Here is a 14,111-nt window from a genome sequence, read left to right as displayed (position 1 = left end):
GCGGAGGTTTCTAGCACGCCTGTACTAGCGGAGTTGTCACATACAACCCCGTATTCCCAATTCTTCTTTATATAAAGAAGATATGTATGGAAAGTTGATATAAATATGCCCTCACCTATATATAGATGAGGTTGCATGTTTCATTGTATTCGATAGGAAGGGAAAAAATCCCTTCCTATCGTATATCTTTTACTATGCTATTACAAATTTACTTTTTGTTCAAGAATTGTTGCAATTTTTGTCACCATAATATCAATTGCAACATGGTTTTGTCCACCTTCAGGGATAATAATATCCGCAAATTTCTTAGAAGGCTCAATAAATTGATTGTGCATTGGACGTACAACACTTACGTATTGATCAATAACTGAATCCATCGTACGACCGCGCTCTTTAATGTCACGCTGCATGCGGCGTAAAATACGAAGATCTGCATCTGTATCAACGAATAGTTTAATGTCCATTAACTCACAAAGACGTGGGTCTTCTAAAATAAGAATTCCTTCTAAAATGATTACATCTTTCGGCTCAACTGGAATAACTTCTTCTGAACGCGTATGCAATGTATAGTCATATACAGGCTTATCAATTTGCTCATATGCAAGCAACTGCTGCAAATGTTCAATTAACAGATCATTATCAAATGCAAGCGGATGATCATAATTTGTTTTTAAACGCTCTTCCATTGGTAAATGGCTTTGATCTTTGTAATAATAATCTTGCTCTAAGATTAAAATAGAATGACCTTTAAAATGGTCAAAAATCGCTTTCGTTACACTCGTTTTACCTGATCCCGAACCACCAGCAATTCCAATTACAACAGGCTTATTCGTCCCCATTCGACTATCAACTCTTTCTTATTGAAGTATGCTTTTGCGCATCATATTATTCACATACACTGGTTGATCCACTTTGAATTTCACGATTTGCAGCGGATGTCTCGCTGCATCTAATTCGTTTCCATCCTCATCCCAAATTTTCTCCACCGTCTGCGTAAAGTTTTCTATTTCTGGTCCAAAGAACTCCACTTCGTGTCCTGGTTTGAAATGATTACGTTGCTCAATCGTTACGATGCCCGTTTCTTCATTATAATCTAACACTAAACCAGCGAAATCATACGTTGTTTTCTTACTATGATTTCCAAACATTTGCTCTTGATGTCCTGGAACCCCTTCAAAGAATGCCGGAGCTGTATCACGATTTGCACATTTATCAAGCTCATCTAACCATTCTTGTTTAAACTCAAAATTATCCGGATCCGCACAATACGCATCAATTACTTTACGGTATACCGTTGCTACAGTCGCTACGTAATGGATTGATTTCATACGTCCTTCAACTTTTAAGCTATCAATTCCAATTTCAATCATTTTCGGAATTGATAAAATTAAATTTAAGTCTTTTGGACTCATTGCAAAGTGAGCATCTTCTTCTTGGAATAGAGGAAGCTCTTTTGCATCTTTATGTTGTGATACTGTTTGAACTAAATCATAGTCCCAACGGCAAGATTGACAACAACCACCACGGTTAGAGTCACGTGCTGTCATATGGTTACTTAACGTACATCTGCCTGAATATGCGATACACATTGCACCATGGACAAATGCTTCAATTTCAATATCCACTTTTTCTTTAATTTCTTTCATTTCTTCATAGCTTGCTTCACGAGCTAACACAAGACGATGTAAACCTTCTTCTTTCCAATACTGTGCTGCTTTCCAGTTGGATAGTGATTGTTGTGTACTTAAATGCACTTCAACAGAAGGCGCTACACGTTTACACGTCTCAATAATAAGCGGATCAGCAACGATAATTCCCGTTACGCCAGCTTTTTCAATCCCTTTTAAATATTCCTCTAGCCCGTCCATATTTTCATTATGTGCAAAGATATTTGTTGTTACATATATTTTTGCTCCATATTTCTTTGCAAATTCAACACCTTCTGCCATATCTTCCAGTGTAAAGTTACCTGCATTCGAACGAAGACCAAATTCTTGTCCACCTAAATATACAGCATCTGCCCCGTAATGGATAGCTACTTTTAATTTTTCTAAGTTACCCGCAGGGATTAACAGTTCAGGTTTCTTCACAATAACGCGTTTGCCATCGATCACTCGTGAAATTTCTTGTACAGTCATTTCCTACACCCTCCTCGTTTAGTAAACCGTCTCTTTAAAGAAGAATCCTGTGTCTAACGGACGATTTACTGGTTGCATTTCTTCTATCTCTTTATATAAATCGTCTTTCACGTCATAATACGCATCACGATTTTCTACACATAAATCAATTGCTTTACGATATTTCTTCGTTACCTCAATAATGTATGCAGAGCTTTTTAGTACACCATCAATTTTTAAACTATCGACTCCAGCGTCAATTAGCTCTTCTAACTCATCGATGAAACAAATATCGTTTGGACTCATAATGTGAGTACCATTTTCATCTTCATAAATTGGATATTTATTGTTACGCTCTGGGTCATATAAGAACATATTCTCTTCATATTTTTTCTTTTCAATGTCAAGATTACGTCCTTGATACTCAAAGTAGTTTCCTACTAATGAACGCTTCGATTGGAACATACAAGTCATACCGTGAATTTGCACTTCAAGTTCCACTTCAGCATTTTCTTTTAATTCAACAATTTCATCCAAGCTAAGCTCACGAGCTAATACAGCACGTTTTGCTCCCCTTTGTCCCCAGTAGTTACAAGTAAACCAGTTTGTTGCTGTTGTTTCTGTATTCCAGTGCAATTGCATATTCGGCGCTACTTCTCGGACCGCCATTAATACTGCTGGATCTCCAAAAACAATTGCATCTACACTTACTTCGTTTAAAAATGCAACATAATCTGTTAATTCGTCTACTTTATCATTGTGAAACATAGCGTTCATTGCTACGTATACTTTCACACCGTTCTCATGTGCAATCTTAACAGCTTGTTTCACATCTTCACGTGAAAATTCCCCTGCTAAACGTAAACCAAACTTTTGCTCACCGATCATTACCGCATCTGCTCCTGCTTTCGCAAGAGGTTCGATATCCGCCACTGCTTTTGGCGTTACTAACAATTCAGGTTTCTTCATACCTTGGTCACCCTCTCTTTTTACTAACAGCTACTCCATCACCAATTGGGAAAATCGTTGTATCATATCCTTCATGATTCATAAGCCATTCATTATACGTCTTAATACGACGGATTAAACCACGTGTACGTCTGTTTTCAATTTTCTCTTTTGTCGTTACAAGCCCATGGTACATAACATTATCTGAAATAATTACGCCACCAGGATTTAATAACGGTTCATATAAGTCAAAAAAGCGACGATATTGTCCTTTTGCTGCATCAATAAAAATAACATCAAATGTTCCATGTTCTTCTACTTGCTCACCTGTTTCTAACGCATCACCGTAAATAACGGAAATACGCTCTTTAACTGGTGAACGTTCTATATATTCAAGCGCTTTTTCATATCGCTCGCGATTGCGCTCAACTGTCACAATGCGAGAATTTGGAATAGCTTGCATCATACGAATACTAGAATAACCAATTGCTGTACCAAGCTCTAAAATGCTTTTTGGTCCAATTAAACGTAAAAATTGCAACATAAATTCCATTCCAAGTCGATCCATAATCGGCACATGATTTTCTTTCGCATAATCTTCCATTTCAAGAATTAATTTATCTTTTGGATCAATAAATGATAATAGGTACTCGTTAACTGCATCCTCCATAATGGTCCTCCTTATTTACATGGAGAAGTGCCTCTATGACGTCTTTTCACACATAGAATGCAATAAAAATACAAGCCAGCTTTACCCTTAGCTTGTACGTCCCGTTTTGATATTAAAAACGATTCTTCTGCCAGTTTTTAACCCGATATATTTTACCACAAAAAAGAGGGATGTGCGACATTTTTCGCTACCCCTCCCCTTTTCACTGTTTTTTCGTAATATATTTTTGCTTTAATGCATTATGCTCTTCTAATGTTTTCGCATAGTACACTTCACCAGTTGGTGCAGCTAAGAAATAATAATAATCTGTTTGCGCAGGCTCTAACGCCGCTTCCACTGAATGTTTACCAGAGTTTGCGATTGGACCAACCGGCAATCCTTTCACAACATACGTATTGTACGGTGAGTTTATCTTTAAATCTTCGTATAATACACGTTGTTTATGCTTTCCAAGTGCGTATAATACCGTTGGATCAGTTTGCAGTGGCATACCTTTCGCTAAACGATTATAAAAGACACTAGAGATTTTTTGACGGTCTGTAAAGCCTGTTGCCTCTTCTTCAATAAGTGAAGACAATGTTAACAGCTGATGAACATCCCAGTTCTTCGCTTTCATTTTTGCCTCGTTTTGAACAATGATTGCATTCGTTTTCTCAAGCATCGGAATTACAATTTCTTCTAACGTCGTATCTTTTTTATAGAAAGAGTACGTCGCAGGATATAAATAACCTTCTAATGGATATTTAATATTGCTATCAAAGATTTTATCCGTTAATAACTTCGGATACTTTTGCTGCATTTTTTGAATAAATGCTTTATCGTTTAATTGACGTACAACATCATCTTTATTCCACTTTAATTCGTTTGCAACCGTTTCTGCAATTTCAGTTACTTGCGCACCTTCTTTTATCGTCACTTTATAAAGAGCTGGACGATGAACGCTACCAGATGACATTTGTTCAATCACATCTGAGGCACTCATTGAAGGATTTAATAAATATGTACCCGCTTGTAAATTTTTAGATTTAGCCTTTGTATAAAAACTAAAAACTGTACCGTTTTTCACAGTACCTTTTTCTTCTAAAATCTCACCAATTTTACTAGTAGATGATCCTTTTGGAATTTCTACTTCAATCTCTTTTTTATTCCCGCTATCAACTGGTCCTAATGCGGATGAAATATACGCATAGACTGAACCACAAACTAAAAGCAGTGCAATAATCGAAAATAAAAAAAGACGTCTACGCTTTTTTTTCACTTGATTCTCTATCAACACTCTTCCTCCTTAATTAAATTGTAGACCGTATGTATATCTTTCTATACAACACGATATAAAAACACAATAAATTTATTTATCTTTTTTTAGATAGACATTTTATTTTTCTACAATCCGTCTCATTATACTACAAAGGATTACACGGTTTCGACAAAAAATCTTTCATTTTACATATAAAAAAAGGTGGACTATATGTCGTCCACCTTTTCAGTACTTATTATTCAGCTTCTTGCTCATCAGCTAGAGTGTTGAACATTTCTTGTACCATTTCCCACTCTTCTTCAGATTCGATTGGAAGTAAACTTCCGCCCTCTTCTTCATTTTGCTCATAAGCCATTGCATCATAAATTGGGTCTCCATCTTCGTCTACTTCACCGATTGGAGAGAAGACTACGTATGATTTTTTGCCAAATTTTTCAGCATCAAAAGTGAAAATAATTTCACATAAATGTTCGTTACCTTTTTCGTCTACAATTGTAATTTGATTTTCTTCCATTTTGGTCACCTCTTATTTACTATCTAAAAATCCTTGTAAGATTACGACTGCAGCCATCTTATCAATTACCTGTTTTCGCTTCTTACGACTCACATCAGCTGAAATGAGCAGACGTTCCGCTGCCATCGTTGACAAACGCTCGTCCCACATTACAACTTCTAATTGTAACAGATTTCGCAGGTTTTCTGCAAATTGCTGGCACGCTTCACCACGTGGGCCAATTGTACCATTCATATTTTTAGGTAAACCTACTACTATTTTGTCCACATTGTACTGCTTTACTAACTCAGAAATACGATCAAAACCAAAGTGACCTCGTTCTTCGTTAATCCTGATTGTTTCCAGCCCTTGCGCTGTCCAGCCCATTTCGTCGCTCATTGCAACTCCGACTGTTTTTGTACCTACATCTAAACCTAATATCCGCATAAACTACTCCTCACGATGATGTTTCAAGTACGACTTCACAAGCTCTTCAATTAACTCATCACGTTCAAGCTTGCGAATGATGCTTCGTGCATCTTTATGGCGAGGTATGTATGCTGGGTCTCCACTTAATAAATAACCGACGATTTGGTTAATCGGATTATAGCCTTTTTCTTGAAGTGCATCATACACAGTTAAAAGTACATCATTTACATGGACACTCTGTTTTTCATCTTGAATGCTAAACTTCATTGTTTTATCAAAACCGTCCATTTCAAGCACCTCACTTATATAGTAAGTATAGGGAGAAGAACTTCTCCTCTCCCTACCATTGTACACTACTATCTCTTTATTTTGAAACAGATTTAACGTACTCTTGTACAAATGCTAAAGCTTCCTCAACTTGCGCTGGGTTTTTACCGCCTGCTTGAGCCATGTCAGGACGGCCACCACCACCGCCGCCACAACGAGAAGCTACTTCTTTCACAAGTTTACCAGCATGGTAACCTTGGCTAATTAAATCTTTTGTTACGCCAGCTAAGATGTTGACTTTATCATCATTTACAGACGCTAATACGACAACTGCAGACTCTAATTTATTTTTCAGGTCATCCATCATCGTACGTAAGTTGTTCATATCTGCAACGTTTACTTTCGCTGCTAATACGTTTACACCATCAACTGTCATTACTGAATCAGTTAAGTTTCCAGCTTCAATATTGCTTAATTTTGCAGCAAGAGATTCGTTTTCTTTTTGAAGTTGTTTTACTTCAGCAAATAAACCATCCACTCTTGTTAAAATATCTTTCGGGTTTGTTTTCATTTTTCCTGCTGCTTCTTTTAATAAACCTACTTGATCGTTCATTAATTCGTATGCAGACTTACCAGTTACCGCCTCAATACGACGCGTTCCTGCACCGATACCAGACTCAGCAACGATTTTGAAAATACCGATAGAAGCTGTATTATCAACGTGACAACCACCGCAAAGCTCTAAGCTGTAATCGCCAACTTGTACAACGCGTACAACATCACCGTATTTTTCACCGAATAATGCCATTGCACCCATTTCTTTCGCTTCTTCGATTGCTTTTTGAGAAATCTCAACATCAATACTTTCCCAAATTTTCTCGTTTACGATACGCTCAATTTTTTCTAATTCGTCAGCTTGTACTTGACCGAAGTGAGAGAAATCAAAGCGTAAACGTTCAGAAGTTACAAGAGAACCTGCTTGGTTAACATGCGTCCCAAGTACGTCTTTTAATGCTTGGTGTAGTAAGTGAGTTGCTGTATGGTTTTTCACAACGCTACTACGGTTTTTCGTGTCGATAATAGCTTTCACAGCCGCATCTTTCGTTAATGTACCTTCTTCAACAACAACTTTGTGTAAGTTTTGACCATTTGGTGCTTTTTGTACGTCTTTTACAAGTACTTTCACGCCGTCAGCAAGAAGGTAACCACGGTCTGCAATTTGTCCACCGCTCTCAGCATAGAATGGTGTTACATCAAGCATTAATTGCCCTTCTTCACCAGCTTGTAAGCTATCTGTGTATTCGCCGTTTTTCACAAGTGCAACAACGTTACTTTCTGTTGCAACTGTACCGTAACCAACGAACTCGCTCGCTACTTTCACTTCTCCAAGGACACCGCCTTGAACTTGCATAGAATCAACGTCTTGACGAGCAGCACGTGCGCGCTCACGTTGTTTTTCCATTTCACTTTCAAAGCCTTCCTGATCAACTGTCATACCAGCTTCTTCTGCATATTCTTCTGTTAATTCAATCGGGAAACCATATGTGTCATATAGACGGAACGCATCTACTCCAGAAATAACAGTTGTTTTTTCTTCTTTTGCTTTTGTGATAACTTCAGCTAAAATTGCTTCCCCATCATGAAGTGTTTCATGGAAACGCTCTTCTTCATTTTTCACAACTTTTGCTATGAAATCTTTCTTTTCAAGTACCTCTGGGTAGAAGTCTTTCATTACCTCTCCAACAACCGGCACTAATTCAAACATGAATGGACGGTTGATGTTTAATTTTTTCGAATAACGAACAGCACGGCGTAATAAACGACGTAATACATAACCACGGCCTTCGTTAGATGGAAGAGCGCCGTCACCAACAGCGAATGTTACTGTGCGGATATGGTCAGCAATTACTTTAAACGCCATATCTTTTTCTAAGTCACCATTACGATACTTCTCACCAGAGATTGATTCTGTTGCACCAATCATCGGCATGAATAAGTCTGTGTCAAAGTTTGTAGGTACATCTTGAACGATAGATGTCATACGCTCTAGACCCATCCCTGTATCGATGTTCTTCTTAGGAAGTGGTGTATATGAACCGTCTGGATTATGGTTAAATTGAGAGAATACAAGGTTCCATACTTCTAAGTAACGCTCATTTTCTCCGCCTGGATATAATTCTGGGTCACTAAAGTCATTACCATAAGCTTCTCCGCGGTCATAGAAAATCTCTGTATTCGGTCCACTTGGTCCTTCACCGATATCCCAGAAGTTTTCTTCTAAACGGATGATGCGCTCTTTTGGAACACCCATTTTCTCATTCCAAATTGTAAATGCTTCTTCATCTTCTGGATGGATTGTAACTGATAGTAATTCTTTATCGAATCCGATCCATTTGTCGCTCGTTAAGAATTCCCAAGCCCAAGTAATTGCTTCTTCTTTAAAGTAATCACCGATTGAGAAGTTTCCTAACATTTCAAAGAATGTATGGTGACGAGCTGTTTTCCCTACGTTTTCAATATCGTTTGTACGAATTGATTTTTGGGCATTTGTAATACGTGGATTTTGCGGGATTACACGTCCGTCAAAATATTTTTTTAATGTCGCTACACCACTGTTAATCCATAACAGAGATGGATCTTCATGCGGAACTAGTGATGCACTAGGTTCTACTGCATGTCCTTTTTCTTGGAAAAAGTCTAAAAACATTTGACGAATTTGTGCGCCTGTTAGTTGTTTCATTGTATTTTCCTCCTTAAATATAAAAAACTCCCGCCCCTATAAAAGGGACGAGAGTTAACTCGCGATACCACCCTAATTATGAATTGATTATTATAACAATCAATTCATCACCTCATGGTGCCGTAACGTGGCAAAACGGCAGTGATTAGCTGCTCTCAGGATTAGCTTTCTGTTACCCTTCATTTAAAGCTTCTTTCAGCCATATGGAAGCTTCTCTCTATAAATGGACTGTAACGTACTTTTTCCGTCATTGATTTAATGTATTATATGACTAAATATAATAGAATTCTCTTAAGTTTGTCAATGTAGATAATCATTTATATTATATCAATCGCTTATTAATCATAGCTATTCTACTAGTCATTCTTAACAGCCTTTTCATATATTATGCATTTTTCAAGAAATTGTACTGCTTCTCTAAACCTTTCTGAATATTTTATTATGGCAACCTTATTGAACAAAGCTAAAAATATGTTAACGAATGACGAAACAATTTTGTTTTACGCAGCATGTTCATTAGATATATTTATTTATCGTTCCGTCGCAAGGCCAGGGCTGTTAATTTTAACGAACAAACGGCTCTTCTTTTATGGACCAGATGTAAGTAAGAACCCAATATTTGAAGAGTACTCTTTTGCAAACATTTCTAATCTAAAAGAGCAAAAGCGGCTTTTCAGCAATCAAATTATATTTATGTACGATAATGAATGGAAAAAAATAAAGCATATTCAAACAAATGATGTAAGCTCTCTCGTTCAACAAATACACGAGCAACTCTCTACATAATGAAAGCCCTCTACTTTTATAAGTAGAGGGCTTTCCTATTACACATTTTCTTTTTTCAAAAGAGGTCTTACATGAACAATCACTGTACGAATAACCGCTAAAATTGGAACTGATATTAATAATCCTACAATCCCAGCTATCTCTCCTCCAACTAGTAATGCAAGCATAATAATAACAGGATGCATACGAAGTGACTTACCAACGATGTAAGGTGATAAAATGTTACTTTCCAAAAACTGCAAAATAGCAATCGTAATTCCCGCCTTAATGAGTAAACTCGTTGATACGGTTGCCGCAATCATTAATGTCGGAATCGCCCCTAAAATAGGACCGAAGTACGGGATTATATCCGTTACCCCAATAATAATGCCGAGTAATAGTGGATATTTCATACCGATAAACCAAAAGGAAAGAACAGATACTCCCCCTAATACTAAGCAAACAAACAACTGTCCTCGAATATAACTTCCGAGTGACTTATCAATTTCTTTCGCCAGCATTTGCCCTGTACTACGCCACTTACTTGGGACTAGTTTCCAAAAGATGTGATAAAATTCACCGTAATCTTTTAATATGTAAAATACAATGAACGGTATTAAGAAAATAATAAGCAACGAATCGAGTACACCACGAGCCGTACTCATCACTTTATTTAAAAGTGATTGTATCTTCGTTTCTACACCAACAAAAATTTGTTTCACCTTTTCATGAATAAATGATGGAAAATTTGCTGTTTGTTCTGTGACGCCATCCATCCAAGAATCATACATTTTTGTAAACTGTGGAAATTGTTCATTAATCTCTTGTAACTGTTTAATAACAACTGGCGTTCCTTTATAAATCCCATAACCAATTCCGCCAAAGAAAAGGATGTAAATAAGCAAGATAGCAAGTGTACGTGGCATCCCTTCTTTATGAATTTTTTCAATTAAAGGATGCAATAAATACGCAATAAAGCATGCAATAAGAAACGGTGTAATTGCCACTTTAAATACAAAAATAATCGGTGCCCATAGCGGCTTAATTTTTAAAAAGACAAGTAAACAAAGAAATACAAGTAACAATAACCCTAAACGATATATCCAAATGATTTTAAGATTCTTCACATGAAAAACCTCCTCCACCTTTATTTTGAAAATAAACAGGGTAGGTTATGTGCAAAAGTTTTAAAATCTTTTCGTGCAGACCATACTGTTTTGTAAAGACATACATATACATAACATAACAAGGACAACCACCCCTGAGAATGCAGCATGAAACAATATAATCAGGAGGGCTAATAATGGTTTTATTTATGCTCGTATTATCAGCACTTTTTATGATTCTTGAATGGGTTTGTATCGGGTTTGGGATTTGGAAAGGTTTCTTTATTCGTTCCTCGCGAAAAGAAAGGGCGAAGCAGTTATTTCATTACGGAATGCTTGGCGTTGGATGTTACGGCCTATCTTATCTCTTCTCTGAAATTGGACTTTTATATTTACATACAAGTGCATAAAAAAACTCCCTTATGATGAAGGGAGTTTTTTGCGCTTATAAATAAGATTTAATCATCTTACGTGCTTTTTTCATATTGCGTTTTGAAAATACATCTTGCTTGCGAGCATATTGATATGCTGCCGCTCCAACACCTAATGCGATTAATGAATTGCGTAGATTCAAAGTAAATCCCCCTTTTCGTTATCCGATCGTTCTTTCGTTCTCATCAAATAAATCATCAAGAGAGCTTAATGAACCATCTTCCTCTACTTGATGCGTATGGATTTTCCCTTTTGAAACCGATAATTCGATATAACAATTCCAGCAATAAAATTGGTTGACACCTATTTTTCCAATGTCTTTCCCTTTGCAATTTGGACAAATGAACATATGGCTTTCATCTCCTTACAGTCTCCCAGATTCTATTCGCCATTATGTCCAAACCGCATTCATTTATACATTACTGGAGCCTTTCAACGATATACGTTTGAAAGTTTCACTATATAATTTCACCTTGTTACATGAAATCATACGGTGAAATGTTTTCCACGTCCATTTCTTCGCCATTAACTGTTACCATCTGTACTTCTCCTTGTGATTCTTGCAAACGATTCGCTAAAGTCGTTTGACGCATTGCATCATCAAGGCGATTTACACCAGATTGGAAAGCTGCTTCCTCCCCGCAAATAATGAGGAACTTTTTACTTCTTGTAATACCAGTGTAAATTAAATTACGACGTAACATACGATTGTAACTTTTCACTATCGGCATAATCACAATCGGAAACTCACTACCTTGCGATTTATGAATCGAACAGCAATAGGCATGTGTAATTTGATTTAAGTCTGGCTTTGTATACGTTACCTCAATTCCATCAAATGAAACGATAATCATATCTTGTTGTTCAACGTTCTCTTTCGCATAAAACACCGAAACAATTTCTCCGATATCACCATTAAACACTTGACTCTCCGGTTGATTAACGAGTTGCAGTACTTTATCGCCTCTTCGGTATACAACATCACCGTAAGCAATTTCTTTACTCTTTTCCCTTTTCGGATTAAACACTTCTTGCAACGCTTCGTTTAGTACATTAATACCGGCAGGGCCACGATACATCGGGGCCAGTACTTGTACATCTCTTGCGCTAAACCCTTTTGTCTTAGCATTTTCACAAACCTTCTTAACAACCTCAACAATTTGAGCTCCTGTACAGCCGATAAATGAACGATCTTTTTGATTTTGCGCTAAATCTGGTGGGAGCGTTCCATTTTTTATCGCATGGGCGAGTTGAATAACAGATGAGCCTTCCGCTTGACGATAAATTTCAGTAAGCTTCACTGTTGGAACTGCACCTGCATTCAATAAATCTTTCAACACTTGTCCAGGTCCTACAGATGGTAATTGATCTTCATCACCTACAACGATAACTTGAATGTTAGTCGGCAATGATTTAAACAGCTGATTTGCAAGCCAAATATCAACCATTGAAAATTCATCAATAATAAGCAATTTCCCTTGTACCGGATCCGTTTCATTACGCTGGAAAGACCCTTCTGGGGTCCAGCCAAGTAAACGGTGAATTGTACAAGCTGGAAGCCCTGTTGATTCACTCATTCGCTTCGCTGCTCTTCCTGTTGGGGCCGTTAATAATATCGGAAATGGATTATCGTCACTGTATTCATTCGGATTTAACGATAGCCCGTGAAGTGACGCATACATTTCAACAATTCCTTTAATAACTGTTGTTTTCCCTGTTCCTGGTCCACCTGTCAATAACATCATCGGTTTATGAAGTGCCGTTTGAATCGCTTCTTGCTGAAACGGTGCATACTGTACATTCAGTTGTTCTTCAATTTGACCTAACGTCTTTAACACTTCTGCTTCAGGAAATGAGGGTGTTTCCTCCTGATTCATAAGCCTGCGAATAGACTTTACAACACCTTTTTCTGAGTAGAATAACGATGCTAAATACACTCGTTCTTCTTCTATGATAACTTTCCCTTCACTTTGCATCATTTCAACGCAAGCTACAATGTCTTCCTCGGTCACTCTTCCTTCTTGATTATTTAAAAGTGACATCGTTTCTCTTACAAGTTGATTTTTCCCCATATAAACATGACCAAGTTGCAATGAAACATTCTCTAACGTATAAAAACAACCCGCACGTACACGGTCATTATGATTACCCGATATACCTAACGCACGTCCTATATCATCCGCTCTTCCAAATCCAATCCCGTCCACTTCTTCAATAAGCTTATACGGATTATTACGAATCACTTCTAATGTCATCTCTTTATATTGCTGGTAAATCTTAATAGAAAGCTTCGTTCCAAAACCGTAACCATTTAAAAAACTCATTACTTTCTCTAGTCCTTGATGTTCAACAATTGTCTCATATATTTCTTGAGCTTTTTGCTTATTGACAACACCATTTAACGCATCCGGATCATCCATAATTTTAGAGATGGCATGTTCCCCAAGATGATCCACAATTTTTTCAGCTGTACGCTTTCCTATCCCTTTAAATAAATCACTCGCTAAATATTGCACCATACCAGCTTTTGTTTGCGGCAATTCTTTCTTAAATGTTTCAACTAAATATTGTTTCCCATACTTCGGATGGTCTTTAAAATGCCCTGTCAATGTAAATACTTCATCTTCATGCATGCGGGGAAAATGACCGTTTATCATCACTTTTTTTTCGTCGTACGTTTCATTCGTCTCAATGACTTTCATACTGACAACGGAATAGAGGTTTTCTTCGTTGTGGAAAATGGTATGAAGAACTTGCGCTTTTATAAACTTTTTATCTTCCTCAAACAAATCCATTGCATGTTGATTTCCCATCTTTCCTCTCCTTTCCGGTTCGTTTCACTTTAATGAGCAGTACATCCCCCACCTATTTAGATGAGGGATAACT

15 protein-coding genes and 1 other annotated feature are annotated in these 14,111 nt (G+C 37.2%); of the genes, 2 read left to right on the top strand and 13 right to left on the bottom strand.

Translation table 11 applies throughout. The features are described 5' to 3' along the window. Positions 1–200 precede the first annotated feature (200 nt). The 9 genes from udk to alaS form a co-directional block, all read right to left on the bottom strand. Positions 201–839 carry a uridine kinase gene (udk, locus tag K5S59_RS02990; RefSeq protein ID WP_000537082.1) on the bottom strand — a complete coding sequence of 213 codons (639 nt, stop codon included), beginning with the start codon at positions 837–839 and terminating at the stop codon, positions 201–203. A gap of 18 nt (positions 840–857) precedes the next feature. Next, positions 858–2,138, bottom strand: coding sequence for a peptidase U32 family protein (locus K5S59_RS02985; protein WP_000217964.1), 1,281 nt, complete (start codon positions 2,136–2,138; stop codon positions 858–860). Positions 2,139–2,156: 18 nt separating this feature from the next. After that, positions 2,157–3,086 (bottom strand): peptidase U32 family protein, encoded by a 930-nt coding sequence (locus K5S59_RS02980; RefSeq protein WP_000742772.1) that lies wholly within the window; start codon positions 3,084–3,086, stop codon positions 2,157–2,159. A gap of 7 nt (positions 3,087–3,093) precedes the next feature. After that, a complete protein-coding gene (locus tag K5S59_RS02975; RefSeq protein WP_000389094.1) occupies positions 3,094–3,735 on the bottom strand; it encodes an O-methyltransferase in 642 nt (213 codons plus the stop codon). Positions 3,736–3,937: 202 nt separating this feature from the next. Then, positions 3,938–5,008 (bottom strand): endolytic transglycosylase MltG, encoded by a 1,071-nt coding sequence (mltG, locus tag K5S59_RS02970; protein WP_000572150.1) that lies wholly within the window; start codon positions 5,006–5,008, stop codon positions 3,938–3,940. A 220-nt stretch (positions 5,009–5,228) separates the two neighbouring features. Beyond that, positions 5,229–5,507 (bottom strand): DUF1292 domain-containing protein, encoded by a 279-nt coding sequence (locus tag K5S59_RS02965; protein WP_000392245.1) that lies wholly within the window; start codon positions 5,505–5,507, stop codon positions 5,229–5,231. 12 nt (positions 5,508–5,519) lie between these two features. After that, complete coding sequence (gene ruvX / locus K5S59_RS02960) at positions 5,520–5,933, bottom strand: Holliday junction resolvase RuvX (protein ID WP_001221204.1); 414 nt, start codon at positions 5,931–5,933, stop codon at positions 5,520–5,522. Positions 5,934–5,936: 3 nt separating this feature from the next. Then, positions 5,937–6,203: an IreB family regulatory phosphoprotein gene (locus tag K5S59_RS02955; RefSeq protein WP_000348590.1), complete on the bottom strand. Its 267-nt coding sequence runs from the start codon at positions 6,201–6,203 to the stop codon at positions 5,937–5,939. A 76-nt stretch (positions 6,204–6,279) separates the two neighbouring features. Beyond that, complete coding sequence (gene alaS / locus K5S59_RS02950; RefSeq protein WP_048541432.1) at positions 6,280–8,922, bottom strand: alanine--tRNA ligase; 2,643 nt, start codon at positions 8,920–8,922, stop codon at positions 6,280–6,282. Positions 8,923–8,962: 40 nt separating this feature from the next. Continuing rightward, positions 8,963–9,182 (bottom strand) — a binding site (T-box leader). A 181-nt stretch (positions 9,183–9,363) separates the two neighbouring features. On the opposite strand from alaS, the gene K5S59_RS02945 reads away from it, so the two are divergent. Next, entirely contained in the window at positions 9,364–9,708 is a 345-nt protein-coding gene (locus K5S59_RS02945) for a PH domain-containing protein (protein WP_120450892.1), read from the top strand. Positions 9,709–9,746: 38 nt separating this feature from the next. Here the strand turns inward: K5S59_RS02945 and K5S59_RS02940 are convergent, their stop codons facing one another. Then, on the bottom strand, positions 9,747–10,814 hold the full coding sequence (locus K5S59_RS02940) for an AI-2E family transporter (RefSeq protein ID WP_000793126.1): 1,068 nt from the start codon (positions 10,812–10,814) through the stop codon (positions 9,747–9,749). A gap of 176 nt (positions 10,815–10,990) precedes the next feature. Between K5S59_RS02940 and K5S59_RS02935 the strand changes: the two genes are divergently transcribed. After that, positions 10,991–11,203: a hypothetical protein gene (locus tag K5S59_RS02935; protein WP_000242555.1), complete on the top strand. Its 213-nt coding sequence runs from the start codon at positions 10,991–10,993 to the stop codon at positions 11,201–11,203. Positions 11,204–11,238: 35 nt separating this feature from the next. On the opposite strand, the gene K5S59_RS02930 is transcribed toward K5S59_RS02935, so the two are convergent. The 3 genes from K5S59_RS02930 to recD2 all read right to left on the bottom strand — a co-directional run bounded on the left by K5S59_RS02930 (position 11,239) and on the right by recD2 (position 14,038). Then, complete coding sequence (locus K5S59_RS02930; RefSeq protein WP_001053553.1) at positions 11,239–11,367, bottom strand: YrzQ family protein; 129 nt, start codon at positions 11,365–11,367, stop codon at positions 11,239–11,241. Between the two features lie 18 nt (positions 11,368–11,385). Next, positions 11,386–11,574, bottom strand: coding sequence for a hypothetical protein (locus K5S59_RS02925; protein WP_000469281.1), 189 nt, complete (start codon positions 11,572–11,574; stop codon positions 11,386–11,388). A 127-nt stretch (positions 11,575–11,701) separates the two neighbouring features. Beyond that, the gene (recD2, locus tag K5S59_RS02920) at positions 11,702–14,038 is read right to left on the bottom strand and encodes an SF1B family DNA helicase RecD2 (RefSeq protein ID WP_048541427.1); all 2,337 of its coding nucleotides are present in this window, start codon (positions 14,036–14,038) and stop codon (positions 11,702–11,704) included. Positions 14,039–14,111: the final 73 nt, after the last annotated feature.

It is taken from the genome of Bacillus sp. BML-BC051, from assembly GCF_019656175.1.
In the GTDB taxonomy this organism is placed as follows: Bacteria; Bacillota; Bacilli; order Bacillales; family Bacillaceae_G; genus Bacillus_A; species Bacillus_A mobilis.
This window is presented reverse-complemented; position numbering and strand designations above follow the sequence as displayed.

What these genes read in the sequence shown, in the direction of transcription:
- udk (WP_000537082.1), bottom strand. Translation starts at nt 839, where the DNA reads ATGGGGACGAATAAGCCTGTTGTAATTGGAATTGCTGGTGGTTCGGGA.
- K5S59_RS02985 (WP_000217964.1), bottom strand. Translation starts at nt 2,138, where the DNA reads ATGACTGTACAAGAAATTTCACGAGTGATCGATGGCAAACGCGTTATT.
- K5S59_RS02980 (WP_000742772.1), bottom strand. Translation starts at nt 3,086, where the DNA reads ATGAAGAAACCTGAATTGTTAGTAACGCCAAAAGCAGTGGCGGATATC.
- K5S59_RS02975 (WP_000389094.1), bottom strand. Translation starts at nt 3,735, where the DNA reads ATGGAGGATGCAGTTAACGAGTACCTATTATCATTTATTGATCCAAAA.
- K5S59_RS02965 (WP_000392245.1), bottom strand. Translation starts at nt 5,507, where the DNA reads ATGGAAGAAAATCAAATTACAATTGTAGACGAAAAAGGTAACGAACAT.
- ruvX (WP_001221204.1), bottom strand. Translation starts at nt 5,933, where the DNA reads ATGCGGATATTAGGTTTAGATGTAGGTACAAAAACAGTCGGAGTTGCA.
- K5S59_RS02955 (WP_000348590.1), bottom strand. Translation starts at nt 6,203, where the DNA reads ATGGACGGTTTTGATAAAACAATGAAGTTTAGCATTCAAGATGAAAAA.
- alaS (WP_048541432.1), bottom strand. Translation starts at nt 8,922, where the DNA reads ATGAAACAACTAACAGGCGCACAAATTCGTCAAATGTTTTTAGACTTT.
- K5S59_RS02945 (WP_120450892.1), top strand. Translation starts at nt 9,364, where the DNA reads ATGGCAACCTTATTGAACAAAGCTAAAAATATGTTAACGAATGACGAA.
- K5S59_RS02935 (WP_000242555.1), top strand. Translation starts at nt 10,991, where the DNA reads ATGGTTTTATTTATGCTCGTATTATCAGCACTTTTTATGATTCTTGAA.
- K5S59_RS02925 (WP_000469281.1), bottom strand. Translation starts at nt 11,574, where the DNA reads ATGTTCATTTGTCCAAATTGCAAAGGGAAAGACATTGGAAAAATAGGT.
- recD2 (WP_048541427.1), bottom strand. Translation starts at nt 14,038, where the DNA reads ATGGGAAATCAACATGCAATGGATTTGTTTGAGGAAGATAAAAAGTTT.